Below are 20,917 nucleotides of genomic sequence, written 5' to 3'. Positions count from 1 at the left end.
TCGAAACGTCGGCCGATACGCGCGCGCTCGCTCTTGGGGGCGACCTTGCATGCGCTCGGGCGGTTAGGGCGCAACAGGGTGCATCGCGTCGGCTCACGGTGCGATGCGAACGATAGCCGACGTGGAATTTTCGTCGGAGTTATATGTACCTGCATGAATCTTCATTTCTGCAATCACCGAAACCATGCTGCCGGCCGGCAGGACGACGGCCTGCATATCGTCCATTTCGGCATTGGGCAGGAACTCGTAACTGTCGCCTGCGCGTTCCAGCAAGTTTGCGCTCGCGACAAGTTCTCCTTCGTCCTCGTGAAACACGGTTCCGGCTTTCGCATCCACGGGCAGTTTGCGTACGCGCAACTGGTACGTGTCTTTGTTGCTGCTGGTCAACGCGAAAGTGCTGTTGCGCGGGTTTTTCGACTTTGCATGGATCACGAGCAGGCGGAGGTTGTCGTGATAGGGCAGCACCTGCGTGTCGAGCGTGATGTTGTTCTGCCAGTCTGTCGAACCGCCGAGCCAGAAAATCCATGCCGCCCATCCGCCTGCGACGAGAATGGCGATGCACGACAGCACTTTTAGAATCAGATCGAGGATTTCGATGGCTCGTTTCATAACCAATGCCTCCGGTAATCGTCCGCCCGTGCCGCCGCGCGAATCACGCCTTCGCTGTCCCCGCACGCGCAAATTGTCGATCGAATAGCCGCACGGCGTCGCGCGCCGAGCCCCCGCACATATCGACAGCGGCCGTTCAGATTCGCGATCGCGACGGGCCCGGACGCGACGAGTGAACTGGACGTCGATTGAATCGACACTCAGCTCACCTCGTCGTTCGACATCGGGATGTCGTGCGTCTTCGCGCCCGCGTCCGGCGTATCGAAGGCGGCCTTGCTGCGCGTCGCGACCGCTTGCTTGTCGATGCCCATGTTTGCACCGGTTCCGGTCACGGAATACACCGCGCCGCCGTCAGCGCGAAGGGAACGGCGTCGAGTTCACGATCGTCGGCGTGATGCCGGTGAGATGCCGGTGAGATGCGCGATCGACGTGAACGCAGGGCCGGCGCACGTGTACGACTGCGTCGCGTGCATCATGTCGCCGTTCCGCCTGAACGACAACGAGCGTTCGTTCGCGCCGAATGTCGGATCGTCATTGCGCGTATGACTGGCGTATGACCGGCGCTGCGGACCATGTCGATGGGCGCACCGATCGATTCGACCGCCCGGAGGAAGACGTTCCGCGCGCCGTTGGCCATGCTTGCGAAACATCGCGGCGAATCGTTGCGCTCCATCGGCGCGACGTTCGCTCATTTCGTTTGGACACCGAACGTCGACAGTCGTCGACCGCACACATCACGTACCACGCACCACCATTCATCGACGGAAACCCGATGGCCGACACCCGCCCGTAAAGCGGCGCGCGCCCCGGCGCCGCGATATGTCAGGAAATGCAGGCAATGCGAGCGTCCGATGCGTGTTTTGCGGCTAGTGGATACCTTCTAGCGCGCGCTTTGACCACGGGTATGTTTCGACATAGAACCTACTCGAAAGCAAACTGTGAAGTGTCGCGACGGCCCGATCAGGAGACGCCGTGAAAAAATCGAAAACGCTTTGGCGAACGGTATCGCTGTTGACGATGATCGGTGCCGCTGTTGCGGTATGGCGATACGTGACGCCGTCGCCGGCCGCCGCCGCTTGGCCCGCGCAATCCGGTGCGACGCCGAGCGAACGGGTCGAACCGTCCGCGGGCGCGACGCCGAGCGAAATGCTCGCCGACGCCGGCCCCGCTGAGCGCAAGCTGGATCTCGTCGCACTGCGAAAGAGTCTTGCGGGCCGCGCGGACGCGGAAGCGCAGGTGCAGCGCATCGTTGCATTCGCTCGCTTCCGAGATCGGGTCGCCGCATACGGCGAAGGCAGGAACAGCATGCCGGTTGCGCAAAGAGCCCGATTGGCCCATCAGATTCTTGCGGAATTGCCCGAGCATGTTGCGCGCAACGAAATTGTCCCGGTGCAGGCCGAGGCGATTGGCGTCGCGCTGGTTGCCGACACGACGGCGGATTCCGCGACGCGCAGCGCGGCCATCCAGGCGATGCGGCAACAGTGGGATGCCTATGCGCGGCAGACCGTCGGCCCGTCGCCCGCGCAGGACCCGCGCTATCAGGCCTATGCGCAGCAGAGCCGCGACATCGTCATGCAGGTGCAGGCGAGCATTTCCGATCCCGGCCAGCAACAGGCCGTCATCGCGCAGCGTCTGCAGGCGCTGCGCGTTCAGCTGTTCGACCAGTCGTCCCGTCCCGACACCCGTTGAGCGAGCCGCGCGCTCGTGACCGTGCGCCGTGGCGGCGAAAAAAACGATCGATAGAGATGGAGGAGCGAATGTCCGTTCTCGAATGCGTCAAACGCGTCTGCGGCGCCGGCCTGCTGAGCCTCGCGATCCTCGACGGGCATGCCGCGAGCGCGGCGATGCAGGATTCGTCGATTCCCTATTATTCGTGGTACGAAGTGACGCTGCCGGAAAGCAGCGGCGCGTCGTGCGGCAACGGCACGCCGATGCGCTTCTACGTCAATCGCGCGCAGTCGGACAGCCTGCTCCTTATGATGGAGCCCGGCGGCGCATGCTGGGATCACGGCACCTGCACCGAAACGGCGGCCGGCTCGCAGGCGGGGCTGGGCGCGCTCAATCCCGGCGGCGTTCCGCGGAACTACGTGAACGGCACCGTGCAGCAGAGCCTGAAGACGTCGTTCCTGTCGCCGTTGATGACGCGAATGGATCTCGCGCATATCCTCGTCGGCGAGCCGAAGGTGGAAACGCAGGATTGGACCCAGGTGTTCGTTCCGTACTGCACGGGCGATATTCACATGGGCAGTGCGGTGCGCAGCTACACGTCGCCGTCGGGCGACTGGCGGATTCAGCATTACAACGGACTGAAGAACATGCGGGTGGTCGCGCAGTGGCTCGTCGACCACGGATTCGGCCAGCCGAACCGGCTGCTCGTGTACGGCACGAGCGCGGGCGGCTACGGCACGCTCGGCAACTATGCGACGCTGCGCAACACGTTGCGGCCGCAGATGCACAGCTCGCTGCTCGACGACGCGGGCACCGTCTTTTTTACGCGCTTCGGCGCCGATCCGGCGACGCATCCGTCCGTCGGGCTATACGACAAGGTGCGCGACGAGTGGGGGATGACGGCGCCGGACGGCATGATCACGATCAACAGCCGGCTGACCCGCAACTTCGATCCCGGCAACATGGGCAGCGCGTACGCAGCGTTGTCGGCGACCTATCCGCACGACCGCTTCGGCTTCACGACGTACCGGCGCGACAAGATCATCGCGGCCTACCATTACCGCCCGTTCGTGTCCGCGGTGATTGCGGCGCCGGACGACGCGACCAAGGACGAACTGTCGCTCGCGATGTTCGATCAGGAGCTGAGCAACTTGAAGGAGGTGCTCAATGCGCTGCCGAACTTCGGCTATTTCATGCCGTGGGCGCGCGACGACTTCATCGGCAACCATCAGGTGACGGCGGTCAGCTTCACGGGATCGGGCATCCACGAGAGCGGCATCGACGCGGACGTCGGGACGTTCGTCGCCGATCTGCTCAATCAGCGGGACCCGGCGGATACGCCCGTGATGAAGGCGTATCGCACCGAGCAGTGGTCGGATTTCACGTTGTCGACATTCCTCGCGTGGATCGACAGCATCTTCAACCTGACCGGCGAGGCGGGGCCGATCTCGGGGCATCGGGCGTGAGCGTGCGATGCGCAAGTCGGCGTCGTGAAGCGTGCGATGGCCGCAGGCGCCGTGGCGTTTCGAATGCGCTCGAGCGCCGCACGCAAGCAGTTGGATCGCCGGATCATCGACTCGCTGACTCGCTGACTCGCTGACTCGCTGACTCGCTGAATCGCCGAATCGCCGAATCGCCGAATCGCCGCGATGCGTGACGCGCCGCGCGGACGTGTGGTGAATCCTGCGCGATTCGGCGGTTGTCGGCGTTTCACGCGAGGCGTTCGCGCGAGCCGTCGTGGCGAGACGAGCGGGAGGCGGGGCAGCGGGCCATCAGGCGATTGGCGACGCGTTCGGACGCCGATTCGGCGATGACATGTCGACGCACGGATGTGGCGCGGCGACGAACGCGCGCCTTTCCCCGCTCGGCGGCGGCCCGCGAGCCGCCGCTATTGCATCAAGCGCTTCGTCGGCGCGTCATTTCTTCTCGGGCAGGAACCAGTTCATCACGAGCGCGCAGATGCCGCCCGTGGCGACGCCCGATTCCAGCACGTTCTTCAGCGCGTGCGGCAGGCTCGTCAGGATCTCCGGCACTTGCGACACGCCGAGGCCGAGCGCGAGCGAGACGGCGATGATCAGCAGCGCGCGGCGGTCCAGCCGGATGCCGGCGAGGATGTTGATGCCGGACGCGGCGACCGCGCCGAACATCACCATCGCGGCGCCGCCGAGCACGGGCTCGGGCACGGCCTGCAGGACGCCGGCGACGACGGGGAAGAGGCCGAGCAGCACGAGCATGCCTGCGATCCAGATGCCGACATGGCGGCTCGCGATGCCGGTGAGCTGGATCACGCCGTTGTTCTGTGCGAACACGGAGCTGGGGAACGTGTTGAAGACGCCGGCCAGCAGCGAATTGGCGCCGTTGACGAGCACGCCGCCCTTGATGCGTCGCATCCACAGCGCGCCCTCGACGGGCTGCCGGGAAATCTTGCTGGTGGCGGTGACGTCGCCGATCGCTTCGAGCGACGTGACGAGATAGATGATCAGCATCGGCACGAAAAGCGACCACGAGAAGCCGAGGCCGAAGTGCAGCGGTGTCGGGATCTGGAAGAGCGCGGCTTCGCGCGCGCCGGTGAAATCGAGACGGCCCATCGCGGCCGCCGCGAGATAGCCGATGGCGAGCGCGATGACGAGCGCGGTGCTGCGCACCCAGACGACGGGCACCCGGTTGAGCAGGATGATGGTGCCGAGGACGAGGCCGGACAGAGTCAGGTTCTGGATGCTGCCGAAGCTGCCCTTGGCGATCGCGCCGTAGCCGCCGCCCATGCTGACGAGGCCGACCTTGATGAGCGTGAGGCCGATCAGCAGCACGACGATGCCGGTGACGAGCGGCGTGATGAGGCGCTTGACGAAGGGCAGGACGCGGGACACGGCCATCTCGACGAACGAGCCGGCGATGACGACGCCGAAGATCGCGGCCATTACCGTCTCGACGGGCGCGCCCTGCTTGACCATCAGGCCGCCGCCGGCGATGAGCGGGCCGACGAAGTTGAAGCTCGTGCCCTGGACGATGAGCAGACCCGCGCCGAGCGGGCCGAAGCGTTTGCACTGGACGAATGTGGCGATGCCGGAGATCACGAGCGACATCGACACGATGAGCGTGGTGTCGCGGCTCGCGACGCCGAGCGCTTGGCAGATCAGCAGGCCGGGCGTGACGATGGGCACCAGGATCGCGAGCAGGTGCTGCAGCGCGGCGACGAAGGCGACCGCCGGCGCGGGGCGATCGTCGGGGCCGTAGACGAGGTCTTGGACGGATTCGGCGTCGTCGGCGCCGGGGGAAGCGGGTTGAGCGAGCGGGGCGGGTTGCATGGCGAAAGTGCCGGTCCGGGTGGAAAGTGCGGGATTTTAACGGAAGGCCCGACCGCGCCCTCCCGGAAAGGCTGCCGGCTGACAGCCCTTCCGGGAGGGCGCGTGCCGAGGGCGTGCGCTCTTGCATCGCGGTTGTATCCCGGTTGCATTGCAGTTGCCACGCAGCGCGACCGGCGATCGCTAATCGATTGCCAGTCGCGAATAGAGCGCAAAGTCCGCCGGGGCGCCTCGCACGATGCGATAGGAGCGGAGCAGCCCCTCGTGACGATACCCGCAGGCGATGAGCACGCGCGCCGATCGCGCGTTGCTTTTCAACACCGTCCCCGGCACGCGGACAAAGCCGCAGTGGCCGAACGACCACGCGGTGACGGATGCGCACGCCGCGCGCGCGATGCCTTTTCCCCAATGCGACGGACAGAGGTCATAAGCGATCTCGGCAGTCCGGGTCACTTCCGAAATCGAGTGAAAGCCTATCGTGCCGATCAATTCCTGCGTGCGATCGTCGACGCGTCGCGAGACGCCGGGTCGATTCGGCCGAGGTGGCGTCGTAACCGTCGAACAGCGGCAGCAGATCGTTCTTCGCGCGCAAGTTCCAGCTCGTGTGCTCGACGACATGAGGGAGCTTCAAATACGCATACCAAGCGTCCGCGTCCGTGCGTTCGAGCTGACGAAGCGATACGCCGGGGTAATCCAAGTGCGGGGCGCGTTCGATTCTCACTTTGAATGGGCCTCGGATGTCGATGCGCCGCCCCTGGCGATTGCGCGCCGGGCGAGCATGCGGCTGCCGTGCCGATCAATGCCGGCGGCGGCGCGGCGATCGGACCGCCGCCGTCCGGATCGACGACGAATCCGCTAGCAAGCTCGTGCTTGCGCTTGCGCGTTCGAACCCGCGCTGGACGGCGGGCTCCGTCGTCGCGACGCAGCGCGCATTCGGGATCGACAGGCGCCCGTATGACGCCGGATGAATCTACATCAGCACGATGTCGTATTGCTCTTGGCTCAAATTCGACTCCACCTGCAACGACACCGGCTTGCCGATGAAATCGATCAGCATCGCGAGATGCTGCGACTCCTCGTCGAGAAAGAGGTCGATCACCTGCTGCGACGCGATCACGCGAAACTCGCGCGGATTGAACTGGCGCGACTCGCGCAGGATCTCGCGCAGGACGTCGTAGCACACGGTGCGCGAGGTCTTCACCTGGCCCTTGCCCTGGCACGTCGGGCAAGGCTCGCACAGCACGTGCGCGAGCGACTCGCGCGTGCGCTTGCGCGTCATCTCGACGAGCCCCAGCTGCGAGAAGCCGTTCACCGTCACGCGCGTGCGGTCGCGCGCGAGCGCCTTCTTCAGCTCGGCGAGCACCGCGTCGCGATGCTCGGCGTTCTCCATGTCGATGAAATCGATGATGATGATCCCGCCGAGATTGCGCAGCCGCAACTGCCGCGCGATCGTGTGCGCCGCTTCGAGGTTCGTCTTGAAGATCGTGTCGTCGAAGTTGCGCGCGCCCACGTAGCCGCCCGTGTTCACGTCGATCGTCGTCATCGCTTCCGTCTGGTCGATCATCAGGTAGCCGCCCGATTTCAGATCGACGCGGCGCGACAGCGCACGCTGGATCTCCGTCTCGATGTTGTACAGATCGAAGAGCGGCCGCTCGCCCGTGTAGTGGTGCAGCTTCGGGCTCACGGCCGGCGTGAATTCGGCCGCGAAATCCACGAGCCGCTGGTGCGTCTCGCGCGAATCGACCTGGATGCGCGTGGTGTCGTCGTTCGCGAAATCGCGCAGCACGCGCTGCGCGAGATCGAGATCCTGATACAGCAGGCTCGTCGGCGGCAAGCGCTGGCCTTGCGCGACGATCGTCGCCCAGGTCTTGCGCAGGTACGCGACGTCGGCGGCGAGCTCGTCGGGCGTCGCGTCCTCGGCGATCGTGCGCACGATGTAGCCGCCTTTCTCGTCGGCCGGAATCACCGAGGTCAGCCGCGCGCGCACCGCTTCGCGCTCGGTTTCGCTCTCGATCTTCTGCGAGATGCCGATGTGCGGCTCCTGCGGCAGGTAGACGAGCGTGCGGCCCGCGATGCTGATCTGCGTCGACAGCCGCGCGCCCTTCGTGCCGATCGGGTCCTTGATCACCTGGACCATCAGCGTCTGCCCCTCGAACACGATCTTCTCGATCGGCTGGTGCACGGCGGCGGGCGCGTCGGCCGCGCGTGGCTGCCAGATGTCGGCGACGTGCAGGAACGCCGCGCGCTCGAGCCCGATGTCGATGAATGCCGACTGCATGCCGGGCAGCACGCGCACGACCTTGCCGAGATAGATGTTGCCGACGCGTCCGCGCGACAGCGTGCGCTCGACGTGAAGCTCCTGCACCGCGCCTTGTTGGACGAGCGCGACCCGCGTTTCCTGCGGCGTGATGTTGATCAGGATCTCTTCGTTCATGGTGCGATGGGGCGGTTCAGAAGGCGACGTGCGCCGCGCGCAGCAGCGCCGCGGTCTCAAAAAGGGGCAGACCCATGATACCTGAATGGGAGCCGTCGATTCGCTCGACGAATTCCGCGGCGCGTCCCTGGATCGCGTACGCGCCCGCCTTGCCGAACGGCTCGCCGGTTTCGACGTAGCGCTCGAGCGCGTCGCGCGTCGCGGGCGCGAAGCGGACTTCGGAGCGCGACAGCGCGGGCGGCATCAGCTCGCCCGTCGCGTCGATCACCGCGAGCGCCGTCAGCACTTCGTGCGTGCGGCCGGCGAGGCGCGCGAGCATCGCGAGCGCGTCCGCGGCGTCGGCGGGCTTGCCGAGGATCGCGCCGTCGATCGTGACCGTCGTGTCGGCGACGAGCACGGGCGCGGCCGGCTTGCCGCCCGCGATGAGCCGCGCGCGCGCCGCCGCCGCCTTCGCGACGCACACGCGCAACACGTAATGGTCGGGCGTCTCGCCCGGCAGCTCGGCTTCGAGCGCTTCGGCGTCCTCGTGCGGCGCGGGCGCGAGCAGTACGTAGCGCACGCCGAGCTGGTCGAGCAGTTCGCGGCGGCGGGGGCTTTGCGAGGCGAGGTAGACGAACGGATAGGACGGGGCGGCGGCGCGGTCGGGCATCTTCTGGGTTGTCTCGATGGACACGTGCGGCGCGTCGGGACGACGGCCGCTACGCGCGATGGTAAGGGTGATTCTGCGTGATGCTCCACGCCCGGTAAAGCTGCTCGGCGAGCAGCACGCGAACCATGCCGTGCGGCAGCGTGAGGCTCGACACGCGCAGCAGCAGCTCGGCGCGCGACTTGAGCTCCGGATCGAGCCCGTCGGCGCCGCCGATCACGAACGCGACGTCGCGGCCGTCCTGCTGCCATGCGGGAAGCGCCTGCGCGAGCTGCATCGTGGTCCAGTCGCGGCCGCGCTCGTCGAGCGCGACGACGCGCGCGTGCTTCGGCAGCGCGGCCTCGATCCGCTGCTTCTCGGCGGCCATCACGCTCTCGGCCGTGCGCGAGCCCGAGCGCAGCTCGGGCTTCACTTCGCGCAGCTCGATCCTGAGCTCGGGCGGCATCCGCTTCGCGTATTCGTCGAAGCCGGTCGCGATCCAGCCGGGCATCTTGTGGCCGACCGCGACGATGTGCAGTTTCATGGCGGCGAAAGCAATGAAAACGATGAAAAAAAGAAAGCGACGAAGGCGGTGACGGCGAGAAAGCCGACAGGCGCGACGAAACGGCGCGTCAGCGGCGGCGCGCGGCCGTCGTCTTGCGCGCCGGGCGCTCGGCGGGCGCCTCGTCGTCGTCGGATTCGTCCTCGTCGGCGCCGTCGGCCGCGCGCGCGCCGCGCGCGTTCGCCGCCACGCCGCCGAGCTTCATCCGCACGGGCTTGTCGCCCCAGATCTCCTCGAGGTTGTAGTACTGGCGCAGCGCCGGCTGCAGGATGTGGACGACGGCGTCGCCGCAGTCGACGAGCACCCATTCGCCCGTGTCCTCGCCCTCGGAGCTGACGACGTCGCCGCCCGCTTCCTTGACCTTGTCGCGCACGTTCGACGCGAGCGCCTTCGTTTGCCGGTTCGACGTGCCGGACGCGACGATCACGCGGTCGAACAGCTCGGTCAGGTGGCTCGTGTTGAACACTTTGATGTCTTGCGCCTTGACGTCTTCGAGAGCGTCGACGATCACGCGCTGGAGTTTGCGGATATCCATGGAATCAGGGGTGGTAGAGACGATGTTGGAGAATATAGGCCCACACGGCGGCGGGCACGTGCTCGGCCGACGCGTCGGGCACCCGCGCGCGGCGCGCGATGCATTCGCGCAGGTGCGCGCGGATGTCGGTCGCGGCGACGTCGAGCGAAAGCGTCGTGTCGATCAAGAGGCGCCCGGCGGGCGTCGCCTGCAGCACGTCGGCGCCGGCCTGCCGGCTCGCGATCTCGGCCGCGACGGCGGGCGACGCCGCCGCGAAGTCGAAGCCCGGCCGCGTCGCCGCGCACACGTGCGCGAAGTCGAAGAGCCGGCGCCAGTCGCGCCACGTGTCGAGGCGCACGAGCTGGTCGGCGCCGATCAGCAGCGACAGCGACGCGTCGGCGCCGAGCTGCTCGCGCCAGCGCGCGAGCGTCTCGACGGTGTAGGTCGGCCCGGCGTGCTCGATCTCGTCGGTCGCGACGCTCACGGCGACGCCCGGCAGCACGAGCGAGCCCGCCGCGGCGCGCGTCATCGCGAGCCGGTGCTCGGCCGCCGACACATCCTGCTTCTGATACGGCTGGCCGGCCGGCATCAGCACGAGCTCGGTCAGGCGCAGCACGTCGGCGAAGCGGCGCGCGAGCGCGAGATGGCCGTCGTGGATCGGGTCGAACGTGCCGCCGAGCATGCCGATGCGGCGCGGCAGCGGCGGCGGGCCCGCGTGGTCGGGATTCGGCGCGCGTCCTTTCGCGGCGGCGGCGCGGCCGGTGGCGGGGCGGCTCATGCCCAGTCGCGCGGCGCGAGGAAGTCGCTGTAGAGGCGCGCTTCCGGCGTGCCCGGCTCCGGGCGCCAGTCGTAGCGCCAGCTCGCCGTCGGCGGCATCGACAGCAGGATCGACTCGGTGCGGCCGCCGCTTTGCAGGCCGAACAGCGTGCCGCGGTCGAACACCAGGTTGAATTCGACGTAGCGGCCGCGCCGGTACGCCTGGAACGCGCGCTCGCGCTCGCCGTACGGCGTGTCGCGGCGGCGCTCGACGATCGGCAGGTACGACGGCAGGAACGCGTCGCCGACGCTTTGCAGCATTTCAAACGAGCGTTCGAAGCCGAGTTCCGAGAAATCGTCGAAGAAGATGCCGCCGACGCCGCGCGCCTCGTTGCGATGCTTCAGGAAGAAATAGTCGTCGCACCACTTCTTGAAGCGCGGGTACAGCTCGGCGCCGAACGGATCGAGCGCCGCGCGGCACGTGCGATGGAAGTGCCGCGCGTCTTCCTCGAAGCCGTAAATCGGCGTCAGATCCATGCCGCCGCCGAACCAGAACACGGGCGCCTCGCCCGGCTTCGTCGCGATCAGCATCCGCACGTTCATGTGCACGGTCGGGCAGTACGGATTGCGCGGGTGCAGCACGAGCGACACGCCGAGCGCCTCGAAGCCGCGCCCGGCGAGCTGCGGGCGCGCGGCGCTCGCCGACGGCGGCAGCGCGTCGCCCGCGACGTCGGAAAAGCCGATGCCCGCGCGCTCGAAGAACCTGCCTTCCTCGACGATGCGCGTGCAGCCGCCGCCGCGCAGCCGCTCGCCGGGGCCGCGCTGCCACGCGTCGGCGCAAAGCGGCGTGCCGTCGAACGCGCCGAGCGCGTCGGCGATGCGCGTCTGCAACCCTTGCAGATACGCGCGTACTCGGTTGACGTCGTAAGTCGAATCGGTCATCGATGTGGGGCGACATCCGCATGACGGATGCCGTCGAAAAATGCTTCTGCCGGGCATTCTAGCGAACCCCGGCAGAAGAGAGGGCGCGCCGGCCGGGAAGCCGGCGCGCGAGGAGCGGCGCGGCGCGTCAGACCGTCTTGCGGTTGAGCGCGCGGTGGCCGATGTCGCGGCGGTACTGCATGCCCTCGAAGGTGATCTGGTTGATCGCCTCGTACGCGGCCTGCTGCGCGCCGCGCACCGAATCGGCGAGGCCGACGACGCACAGCACGCGCCCGCCCGACGTGACGAGCTTGTCGCCGTCGAACGTCGTGCCCGCGTGGAATGTCACCGAATGCGCGGTTTCGGCCGGGATGCCGTTGATCCGGTCGCCCTTTCTCGGCGCATCGGGGTAGCCGTGCGCGGCGAGCACGACGCCGAGCGCCGTGCGGCGGTCCCATTCGAGCTCGACCGCATCGAGCGTGCCCGCGATCGCCTGCTCGACGACCTTCGAGAAATCGCTCTTCAGGCGCGCCATGATCGGCTGCGTTTCCGGGTCGCCCATCCGGCAGTTGAATTCGAGCGTGCGCGGGTTGCCGTCGCGGTCGATCATGAGGCCCGCGTACAGGAAGCCCGTGAAGCGGATGCCGTCCTTCTCCATGCCGCGCACGGTCGGCATGATGATCTCGCGCATCACGCGCGCGTGCATCTGCGGCGTGACGATCGGCGCGGGCGAGTACGCGCCCATGCCGCCCGTGTTCGGGCCGCGATCGCCGTCGAGCAGGCGCTTGTGGTCCTGGCTCGACGCGAGCGCGAGCGCGTTCTTGCCGTCGACCATCACGATGAAGCTCGCTTCCTCGCCGTCGAGGAATGCCTCGATCACGACGCGCGCGCCGGCGTCGCCGAGCTTGTTGCCGGACAGCATCATGTCGACGGCCGCGTGCGCTTCTTCCAGCGTCGTCGCGACGACGACGCCCTTGCCCGCGGCGAGGCCGTCCGCCTTCACGACGATCGGCGCGCCTTTCGCATCGAGGTACGCGTGCGCGGCGGCCGCGTCGGTGAACGTTTCGTAGTCGGCGGTCGGAATGCCGTGGCGCTTCATGAACGCCTTCGCGAAATCCTTCGAGCTCTCGAGCTGCGCCGCTTCCTTCGTCGGGCCGAAGATCTTCAGGCCGCGCGCGCGGAAGTGGTTGACGATGCCCGCCGCGAGCGGCGCTTCCGGGCCGACGAGCGTGAACGCGACGCCTTCGGATTCCGCGAAATCGGCGAGATCGTCGAGCGAGCTCAGATCGACGTTCTTCAGGCGCTCGTCCTGCGCGGTGCCGCCGTTGCCGGGCGCAACGTAGACGAGCTGGACGCGCGGCGACTGGGCGAGCTTCCAGGCGAGCGCATGTTCGCGGCCGCCGGAGCCGACGACGAGTAGTTTCATGGGATTCCCCGCAGACTAGAAAATAGGGCGGCCGGCGCGCGCGAGGCGGGCCGGCCGCGAGAAACGGCGGCGGCCGTCTTTCGCGCGAAAGGGCGGCCGCGCAACGCTCATTCCTCGATGACGACGGCGTTCGTGTAGACCTCCTGCACGTCGTCGAGATTCTCGAGCGCGTCCAGGAGCTTTTGCATCTTCACTGCGTCTTCGCCGGTGAACTCGATCTCGTTCTGCGGCTTCATCGTGACTTCGGCGAGCTCGGCCTTCAAGCCCGCCGCTTCGAGCGCGTCCTTCACCTTCGAGAATTCCTGCCAGTCGCACAGCACCTCGATCGAGCCGTCGTCGTTCGTGTTGACGTCGTTCGCGCCCGCCTCGAGCGCCGCTTCCATCAGCGTTTCTTCCGACGTGCCCGGCGCGAACAGGAACTGGCCGACGTGATCGAACATGAACGCGACCGAGCCGTCGGTGCCCATGTTGCCGCCGAACTTCGAGAACGCGTGGCGCACTTCGGCGACCGTGCGGGTGCGGTTGTCGGTCAGCGTGTCGACGATGATCGCCGCGCCGCCGATGCCGTAGCCCTCGTAGCGGATCTCTTCGTAGTTCGCGCCGTCCGCGCCGCCGACGCCGCGGTCGATCGCGCGCTTCACGTTGTCCTTCGGCATGTTCGCGTCGGCCGCCTTGTCGACCGCGAGACGCAGGCGCGGGTTCGAGTTCGCGTCGCCGCCGCCCAGGCGCGCGGCCACCTGGATTTCCTTGATGAGGCGCGTCCAGATCTTGCCGCGCTTCGCATCGGCCGCCGCCTTCTTATGCTTGATGTTGGCCCATTTCGAGTGACCAGCCATACTTTTCTCCGTCCGCTAGCGCGACAGGCCGCGCAGGCGTTTCAATGTGTCTGTCGTTGAGTCCGGCGGCCGCGTGAGCGGGCGAATGCCGCTTGGGCCGCGCGTTATCGAGTGGAACGTGATTTTATCACGCGGCGGTGCGCCGTTTGACGGGCAGACGGCGGGCGAGCGGCCGCCGCGCGGCGCGCGAACCGCGGCGCACCGGGGCCGCGCATCGTGCCCGCGCGCGGGCACGGCCGCGTGCGCACGGCGCGGCCGGCCGCGCTCGGCTCGACGCACGAGCCCGCGCCGGCCGCCGGCGTTTCCCGTCAGTTTTTCGTGCCGAACAGGCGGTCGCCCGCGTCGCCCAAGCCCGGGACGATGTACGCGTGGTCGTCGAGGTGCGAATCGAGCGACGCGACATAGAGCTTCACGTCCGGATGCGCGTCCTGGAACACCTGCACGCCTTCGGGCGCGGCGACGAGCGCGAGGAACATGATCCGCTCGCCCGGCACGCCGCGGCGCTTGAGCACGTCGATCGCGTGCGCGGCCGAATAGCCCGTCGCGACCATCGGATCGCACAGGATGAAGATCCGGTCTTCCAGATCGGGCAGGCGCACCAGGTATTCGACCGGGCGGTGGTCGTCGGCGCGGTACACGCCGATGTGGCCGACGCGCGCCGACGGAATCAGCTCGAGCAGGCCGTCCGACATCCCGACGCCCGCGCGCAGCACGGGCACGATCGCGAGCTTCTTGCCGGCGATCACGGGCGCGTCGACCTCGACGAGCGGGGTTTCGACCCGCTTCGTCGTGATCGGAAGATTGCGGGTGATCTCGTAGCCCATCAGCAGCGTGATTTCGCGCAGGAGCTCGCGGAACGTGCGCGTCGACGTGTCCTTGTCGCGCATGTGTGTGAGTTTGTGCTGGATCAGCGGATGGTCGAGGATGAAGAGATTCGGAAAACGGCTGTCCTGTTTCATGGAAGCGGCGGCTCAAAGGATTCTGGGACGGCGGGCGTGCCGGGTCGGCAGGCTGCGCGCGGGACAGCCGCAAGTTTACCGAAGATGAACGCTCGCGATCCGGATATTATCGGCGTTTCGACGCGCGCTTGGCGCGCGCGTTCGGTCGCAGGCGGCGGGACGGGCGCGCGTCAAGCGCCGCCCGGCTGCGCGCGGCGGCGGTTTTCGTCATGCAGGCATCGGGAAGGAACACGCTCAATGGATCTGGGAATCGCAGGACGGACCGCGCTCGTGTGCGCGGCCAGCAAGGGTCTCGGGCTCGGCTGCGCGCAAGCGCTCGCGGCCGAGGGCGCAACGCTCGTGATCGTCGCGCGCACGCGCGAGACGCTCGAGGCGGCCGCGGCCGACATCCGCGCGAAGACGGGCGCCGGCGTGACGGCCGTCGCGTGCGACATCACGACGCCGGAAGGGCGCGCGGCCGCGCTCGCCGCGTGCCCGCAGCCCGACATCCTCGTGACGAACGCGGGCGGCCCGCCGCCGGGCGACTTCCGCGATTTCTCGCACGACGACTGGATTCGCGCGCTCGAGGCGAACATGCTGACGCCGATCGAGCTGATCCGCGCGACCGTCGACGGGATGATCGCGCGGCGCTTCGGGCGCATCGTCAACATCACCAGCTCGGCCGTGAAGGCGCCGATCGACGTGCTCGCGCTGTCGAACGGCGCGCGCTCGGGCCTCACCGGCTTCGTCGCGGGGCTCGCGCGCAAGGTCGTCGAGCACAATGTGACGATCAACAATCTGCTGCCGGGCCTGTTCGACACCGACCGGATCGCGACGACGCTCGCCGCCGCGGCGAAGGCGCAAGGCGCCACCGTCGACGAGCTGCGCGCGCGCCGCACGAAGGAGATTCCGGCCAGGCGCCTCGGCACGCCCGACGAGTTCGGCGCGGCGTGCGCGTTCCTGTGCAGCGTCCATGCCGGCTACATCACCGGGCAGAACTGGCTGCTCGACGGCGGCGCGTATCCCGGCACGTTCTGAAACGATTTGAGCCTGTCATGCCGGGCCCGTAAAGTAGCGGGGCGGCGCTAGCACGGCGGCGCGCCGGCCGCCGGTCAGGTTCGGCGCCGCTCGGGCGTGACCGCGCATCAGCGCACGCAAGCGGAGCGGAATCGGCCGCGACCGGCGCGCGCGGTCGGCCCGCGTCGACAGATCAGCAGAAGAGGATTCACAGATGAGCACTCCCCGCATTGCGCTGATCGCGCACGATGCGAAGAAGGACGAAATCGTCGCGCTCGCGGGCGCGTACCGGGCGGCGCTCGCGCAATGCCGGCTCGTCGCGACGGGCACGACGGGCGGGCGGATCGCGCAGGCGCACGGGCTCGAGGTCGAACGCAAGCTGTCGGGGCCGCTTGGCGGCGACCTGCAGATCGGCGCGGAGCTCGCGGACGGGCGCGTCGACATCGTGATCTTCCTGCGCGATCCGATGACCGCGCAGCCGCACGATCCCGACATCACGGCGCTCGTGCGCGCCTGCGACGTGCACGACGTGCCGGTCGCGACCAACGTCGCGACGGCGCGCGTGCTGCTCGACGAATTGATGCGCCGGCTCGCTGCGAAGGCGTGAGCGGCGCGGCGCGCCCGAGCGGGCACGCCGGCGCGGCCGAAGCCGGTGCTGCGGCGGGTCGGGGCGAGCGGGCGGGGCGGCCGGACATCGCCGGCTCTTGAGCGTCGCGGCCTTGTTTTCGTGACTCTCGGGCGAACTGGAGCGGCGCCCGCTCACGCGCATCGAGGCTGCGCGTTGATCGTCTCCGGCGCGAGCAGCGTCCGCGTGGCGTGTCGTCGCACCGTCTCCCGGACGCGCAACCGTTCCTCGGCGGCATCGCCGCAGTTCGCCGGGTGCTCGCCGCATTTCGGCGGCGTCGCCGCCGCGGTTCGAGCGAGCCGCCGCTCGCGGGCGCTGCACGGGCGCGCTTGCCGCGTTTGCAGCATTTGCCGCGTTTGCGCCGTATTGCGCCGTATTGCGCCGTATTGCGCGGCGTCATCCGCCGGCGCGGGCCGACCGCTCGATTCCGGCTCCCGCGGCGCATCCGACGCGCGTCGAAGCCGGGCCCTGCAAGCGTTCCCGCAACGCGCGACAATCGTGCGACGCGACGCGACGCGCGCCGGCAGCGCCGACAGCGCCGACAGCGCCGACAGCGCCGACAGCGCCGACAGCGCCGACAGCGCCGACAGCGCCGACAGCGCCGACAGCGCCGACAGCGCCGGCGCCGTCCGACGCCGTCCGACGCGCTCCGTTCCACCCGCCGGCCGCGGGCGTCGCGCTCGTCCACGCATTGCGCGCGCCCGCGCATCGCCCGGGCGCGCCAACCGATTCCGAACTCAACGCGCATCGCAACCAGGAGGAGCCAGCATGCCGAAGGCAATTCGTTACGACCAGCCGGGCGGCCCGGAGGTCATGAAGTGGGTCGACGTCGACGTCGGCGCGCCGCAGCCGGGCGAAGTCCGCATCAAGCAGCACGCGGTCGGCCTCAACTACATCGACGTCTATTTCCGCACCGGCCTCTACCCGCAGCCGCTGCCGGGCGGCCTCGGCATGGAGGCGGCGGGCGAAATCACGGAAGTCGGCGAGGGCGTGACGACGCTCGCGCCGGGCGACCGCGTCGCCTACGTCGCGCAGCCGCCGGGCGCGTACGCGCAGGAGCGCGTGCTGTCCGCCGCGAAGCTCGTCAAGCTGCCGGACGGCATCGGCTACGAAGACGCGGCGTCGGTGATGCTGCAAGGTCTGACCGCGCAATATCTGCTGCGCCGCACGTACGCGGTCAAGCCGGGCGACACGATCCTCATCCACGCGGCGGCGGGCGGCGTCGGCCTCCTTGTCTGCCAGTGGGCGAAGGCGCTCGGCGCGACGGTGATCGGCACGGTCGGCTCCGACGAGAAGGCGGCGCTCGCGAAGTCGCACGGCTGCGACCATCCGATCGTCTACACGCGCGAGAATTTCACCGAGCGCGTGAAGGCCATCACGAACGGCGCGGGCGTGCCGGTGGTCTACGACTCGATCGGCAAGGACACCTACGTCGGCTCGCTCGACTGCCTCGCGCCGCTCGGGCTTTTCGTCAGCTTCGGCAACGCATCCGGGCCGCTGCCGCCGATCGACTCGAAGGAGTTTTCGTCGCGCGGCTCGCTGTTCTTCACGCGGCCGACGCTGTTCTCGTACATCGCGAAGCGCGAGGATCTCGATCGCAACGCGGCCGAGCTGTTCGACGTGATCGCGTCCGGGCGCGTGAAGACGAGCATCCAGCAGCGCTATCCGCTCGAGAACGTCGCGCAGGCTCACCGCGATCTCGAGGCACGCCGCACGACGGGCTCGACGATCCTGCTGCCCTGATCCGCGCGCGGGCGCGTCCGTGACGCCCCCGCGTGCCGGAGCCGGCGCGCGCGCCTTCCGTTCCGCGCGCCGGCTCGTTCCATGACCGTTCGCAACGGCGCGGCGCCGCACGCGCCGGCTGCCGATGCGCGAACGGCGCGGCGCCCGAGCGCGCCGCATGCCGATTCCGACGATCCGATCCGCAGCGAACGGCGCGACGCGTCGCGCCTTCCCGCGGCGCGGCCTGTTCGCGTTTACGCGCTTTTTACATCCCCCTGCGAACCTTTGACCTGCCCTTTACACGCAATCCTCTAACGTTTCACCGGTCCGATTTGGAACACGGAGAAACAAGAATGGATGCGGTTTACATAGGCGGTCTGGCGCTTTTCACGGGGTTGATGCTCGCGCTGATCGCCGGTTGCGAGAAGCTTGCGCGATACGGTCGCGGGGGGCGTTCATGAGCTGGATGTTGTGGTTGGCGGGAACGGCGACGTTCCTGCTGTTCGCGTATCTCGTCTACGCGCTGTTGCGCGCGGAGGACATCGAATGAACGCGAACAATCTGTTGCAGGCGGCGCTTTTCATCGTCGTCCTGATCGCGGCCGCGGTGCCGGTCGCGCGTTACCTGAACCGCGTGATGGACGGCTCGTCGGCCGTCGTGCGCGTGTTCGGCCCGCTCGAGCGCGCGCTCTACCGGATCGCGGGCGTCGACCCGCAGGCCGAGATGAGCTGGAAGCAGTACGCGATCGCGACGATCGCGTTCAACGCGCTCGGCGTGCTGTTCCTCTACGGGCTGCTGCGCGTGCAGGGCCTGCTGCCGGGCAACCCGCAGGGCTTCGGCCCGATGACGGTCGACGGCGCGTTCAACACGGCCGTGTCGTTCGTCACGAACACGAACTGGCAGGACTACACGCCCGAGCAGACCGTCAGCTATCTCACGCAGATGCTCGGCCTGACCGTGCAGAACTTCCTGTCGGCGGCCACGGGCATCGTCGTCGTGATCGCGCTGATCCGCGGCTTCGCGCGCCACACCGCGAAGACGATCGGCAACTTCTGGGTCGACGTGACGCGCGTGACGATGTACGTGCTCGTGCCGATGGCCGCGATCGTCGCCGCGCTCCTGATGAGCCAGGGCGTGATCCAGAACATGAAGGCGTACCAGGACGTGCCGACGCTGCAGACGACGGCCTACGCGGCGCCGAAGCTCGACGCGCAGGGCAATCCGGTCAAGGACGCGCAGGGCAACCCGGTCACGGTGACGACGCCCGTGAAGGCGCAGACGCTCGCGATGGGGCCCGTCGCGTCGCAGGAAGCGATCAAGATGCTCGGCACGAACGGCGGCGGCTTCTTCAACGGCAATTCCGCGCATCCGTACGAAAACCCCACGCCGTTCTCGAACTTCCTCGAGATCTTCTCAATCCTGATCATCCCGGCCGCGCTCTGTCTCGTGTTCGGCAACATGATCGGCGATCGCCGGCAGGGCGTCGCGGTGCTCGCCGCGATGACGGTCGCGCTCGCGGTCGCGATCGGCATCGAGATGAACGCCGAGCAGGGCGGCACGCCGGTGCTCGCGTCGCTGAACGTCGATCAGACGGCGAGCGCGCTGCAGGCGGGCGGCAACATGGAAGGCAAGGAAACGCGCTTCGGCATCGCGCAGACGGGCATCTTCGTCGTCGCGACGACGGCCGCGTCGTGCGGCGCCGTCAACGCGATGCACGATTCGCTCACGCCCGTCGGCGGGCTCGTGCCGATGCTCCTGATGCAGCTGGGCGAGGTGATCTTCGGCGGCGTCGGCTCCGGCCTCTACGGGATGCTCGTGTTCGCGCTGCTCGCCGTGTTCGTCGCGGGCCTGATGATCGGCCGCACGCCCGAATACGTCGGCAAGAAGATCGAGTCGTACGAGATGAAGATGGTGTCGATCGTCGTGCTGCTCACGCCGCTGCTCGTGCTCGTCGGCACGTCGATCGCCGTGCTCGCCGACGCGGGCCGCGCCGGCATCGCGAACCCCGGCCCGCACGGCTTCTCGGAGATCCTGTACGCGTTCAGCTCGGCCGCGAACAACAACGGCAGCGCGTTCGGGGGGCTCTCGGTGAACACGCCGTTCTACAACTGGATGACGGCGATCGCGATGTGGTTCGGCCGCTTCGGCACGATCGTCCCGGTGCTCGCGATCGCGGGCTCGCTCGCCGCGAAGAAGCGCATCGCCGCGACGAGCGGCACGCTGCCGACGCACGGCCCGCTGTTCGTCGTGCTGCTGCTCGGCACGGTGCTGCTCGTCGGCGCGCTCACCTATGTGCCGGCGCTCGCGCTCGGCCCGGGCGTCGAGCACCTGATGCTGTTCGTCGGCGCGCATTGAACACGCAAACGACACGAGAGGACTCGCGCACAACCAGACAACTGGATACGCGCATCTGAGGATTGCAATGACTCAACATTCCGCTACGCGATCGATGTTCGACCCGGCGCTCGTGCGCCCGGCGATCGTCGATTCGTTCAAGAAACTCACGCCGCGCACGCAGTTCCGCAACCCGGTGATGTTCTGCGTGTACGTCGGCAGCATCCTGACGACGATCCTGTGGATCGCCGCGCTGATGGGGCAGGCCGAGGCGCCCGCGGGCTTCATTCTCGCGGTGACGCTGTGGCTGTGGTTCACCGTGCTGTTCGCGAACTTCGCCGAGGCGATCGCCGAAGGCCGCTCGAAGGCGCAGGCCGCGTCGCTTCGCAGCGCGAAGAAGGACGTGATGGCCAAGAAGCTCAACGAGCCGCATCCGAAGTCGCCCGTGCGCATCACGACGGCGTCGGATCTGCGCCGCGGCGACGTCGTGCTCGTCGAGGCGGGCGACACGATTCCGGCGGACGGCGACGTGATCGAAGGCGTCGCGTCGGTCGACGAATCGGCGATCACCGGCGAATCGGCGCCCGTGATCCGCGAATCGGGCGGCGATTTCTCGTCGGTGACGGGC

At 68.2% G+C, this 20,917-nt stretch carries 19 protein-coding genes and 1 pseudogene; 8 read left to right on the top strand and 12 right to left on the bottom strand.

Annotation, left to right across the window (positions count from 1 at the left end; translation table 11 throughout):
• Positions 1 to 93: 93 nt before the first annotated feature.
• The gene (locus X946_RS24395; RefSeq protein ID WP_038753150.1) at positions 94 to 609 is read right to left on the bottom strand and encodes a hypothetical protein; all 516 of its coding nucleotides are present in this window, start codon (positions 607 to 609) and stop codon (positions 94 to 96) included.
• A gap of 972 nt (positions 610 to 1,581) precedes the next feature.
• Between X946_RS24395 and plcR the strand changes: the two genes are divergently transcribed.
• Positions 1,582 to 2,298 carry a phospholipase C accessory protein PlcR gene (plcR, locus tag X946_RS24390; protein WP_038753149.1) on the top strand — a complete coding sequence of 239 codons (717 nt, stop codon included), beginning with the start codon at positions 1,582 to 1,584 and terminating at the stop codon, positions 2,296 to 2,298.
• 56 nt (positions 2,299 to 2,354) lie between these two features.
• The gene (locus X946_RS24385; RefSeq protein ID WP_038753147.1) at positions 2,355 to 3,743 is read left to right on the top strand and encodes a pectin acetylesterase-family hydrolase; all 1,389 of its coding nucleotides are present in this window, start codon (positions 2,355 to 2,357) and stop codon (positions 3,741 to 3,743) included.
• A gap of 450 nt (positions 3,744 to 4,193) precedes the next feature.
• Here X946_RS24385 and X946_RS24380 read toward each other — a convergent pair whose 3' ends face one another.
• The 11 genes and pseudogenes from X946_RS24380 to upp form a co-directional block, all read right to left on the bottom strand.
• Positions 4,194 to 5,582, bottom strand: coding sequence for a nucleobase:cation symporter-2 family protein (locus X946_RS24380; protein WP_038753145.1), 1,389 nt, complete (start codon positions 5,580 to 5,582; stop codon positions 4,194 to 4,196).
• Between the two features lie 180 nt (positions 5,583 to 5,762).
• Positions 5,763 to 6,300: pseudogene (locus X946_RS24375) on the bottom strand (GNAT family N-acetyltransferase).
• Between the two features lie 249 nt (positions 6,301 to 6,549).
• A complete protein-coding gene (rng, locus tag X946_RS24365) occupies positions 6,550 to 8,013 on the bottom strand; it encodes a ribonuclease G (protein WP_038753141.1) in 1,464 nt (487 codons plus the stop codon).
• A 16-nt stretch (positions 8,014 to 8,029) separates the two neighbouring features.
• Positions 8,030 to 8,662, bottom strand: a complete 633-nt coding sequence (locus tag X946_RS24360) for a Maf family protein (protein WP_038753139.1) — start codon at positions 8,660 to 8,662, stop codon at positions 8,030 to 8,032.
• A gap of 49 nt (positions 8,663 to 8,711) precedes the next feature.
• Positions 8,712 to 9,182, bottom strand: coding sequence for a 23S rRNA (pseudouridine(1915)-N(3))-methyltransferase RlmH (gene rlmH, locus X946_RS24355; RefSeq protein WP_038753137.1), 471 nt, complete (start codon positions 9,180 to 9,182; stop codon positions 8,712 to 8,714).
• Between the two features lie 88 nt (positions 9,183 to 9,270).
• Entirely contained in the window at positions 9,271 to 9,735 is a 465-nt protein-coding gene (rsfS, locus tag X946_RS24350) for a ribosome silencing factor (protein WP_038753135.1), read from the bottom strand.
• A gap of 4 nt (positions 9,736 to 9,739) precedes the next feature.
• Complete coding sequence (locus X946_RS24345; protein WP_038753133.1) at positions 9,740 to 10,492, bottom strand: nicotinate-nucleotide adenylyltransferase; 753 nt, start codon at positions 10,490 to 10,492, stop codon at positions 9,740 to 9,742.
• Positions 10,489 to 11,412 (bottom strand): oxygen-dependent coproporphyrinogen oxidase, encoded by a 924-nt coding sequence (hemF, locus tag X946_RS24340; protein ID WP_038753131.1) that lies wholly within the window; start codon positions 11,410 to 11,412, stop codon positions 10,489 to 10,491. Before hemF ends, X946_RS24345 begins: the two co-directional genes overlap by 4 nt.
• Before the next feature lie 127 nt (positions 11,413 to 11,539).
• On the bottom strand, positions 11,540 to 12,817 hold the full coding sequence (purD, locus tag X946_RS24335; protein WP_038753128.1) for a phosphoribosylamine--glycine ligase: 1,278 nt from the start codon (positions 12,815 to 12,817) through the stop codon (positions 11,540 to 11,542).
• A 107-nt stretch (positions 12,818 to 12,924) separates the two neighbouring features.
• On the bottom strand, positions 12,925 to 13,653 hold the full coding sequence (locus X946_RS24330) for a YebC/PmpR family DNA-binding transcriptional regulator (RefSeq protein ID WP_038753127.1): 729 nt from the start codon (positions 13,651 to 13,653) through the stop codon (positions 12,925 to 12,927).
• A gap of 308 nt (positions 13,654 to 13,961) precedes the next feature.
• Positions 13,962 to 14,612 carry a uracil phosphoribosyltransferase gene (gene upp, locus X946_RS24325; RefSeq protein ID WP_038753126.1) on the bottom strand — a complete coding sequence of 217 codons (651 nt, stop codon included), beginning with the start codon at positions 14,610 to 14,612 and terminating at the stop codon, positions 13,962 to 13,964.
• Positions 14,613 to 14,849: 237 nt separating this feature from the next.
• Here upp and X946_RS24320 point away from each other — a divergent pair, with 237 nt between their 5' ends.
• The 6 genes from X946_RS24320 to X946_RS24290 all read left to right on the top strand — a co-directional run.
• On the top strand, positions 14,850 to 15,629 hold the full coding sequence (locus X946_RS24320) for an SDR family oxidoreductase (RefSeq protein WP_038753124.1): 780 nt from the start codon (positions 14,850 to 14,852) through the stop codon (positions 15,627 to 15,629).
• 193 nt (positions 15,630 to 15,822) lie between these two features.
• The gene (locus X946_RS24315; RefSeq protein WP_038753122.1) at positions 15,823 to 16,215 is read left to right on the top strand and encodes a methylglyoxal synthase; all 393 of its coding nucleotides are present in this window, start codon (positions 15,823 to 15,825) and stop codon (positions 16,213 to 16,215) included.
• Between the two features lie 786 nt (positions 16,216 to 17,001).
• Positions 17,002 to 17,976: a quinone oxidoreductase family protein gene (locus tag X946_RS24305; RefSeq protein ID WP_038753118.1), complete on the top strand. Its 975-nt coding sequence runs from the start codon at positions 17,002 to 17,004 to the stop codon at positions 17,974 to 17,976.
• A 436-nt stretch (positions 17,977 to 18,412) separates the two neighbouring features.
• Positions 18,413 to 18,505, top strand: a complete 93-nt coding sequence (kdpF, locus tag X946_RS24300) for a K(+)-transporting ATPase subunit F (protein ID WP_038753116.1) — start codon at positions 18,413 to 18,415, stop codon at positions 18,503 to 18,505.
• Positions 18,502 to 20,310, top strand: coding sequence for a potassium-transporting ATPase subunit KdpA (kdpA, locus tag X946_RS24295; RefSeq protein WP_038753114.1), 1,809 nt, complete (start codon positions 18,502 to 18,504; stop codon positions 20,308 to 20,310). Before kdpF ends, kdpA begins: the two co-directional genes overlap by 4 nt.
• 67 nt (positions 20,311 to 20,377) lie before the next feature.
• Positions 20,378 to 20,917: P-type ATPase (locus X946_RS24290; protein ID WP_442854597.1), on the top strand; the 540-nt coding region annotated here is incomplete at its 3' end.

It is taken from the genome of Burkholderia sp. ABCPW 111, from assembly GCF_000773065.1.
GTDB lineage: Bacteria > Pseudomonadota > Gammaproteobacteria > Burkholderiales > Burkholderiaceae > Burkholderia > Burkholderia savannae.
This window is presented reverse-complemented; position numbering and strand designations above follow the sequence as displayed.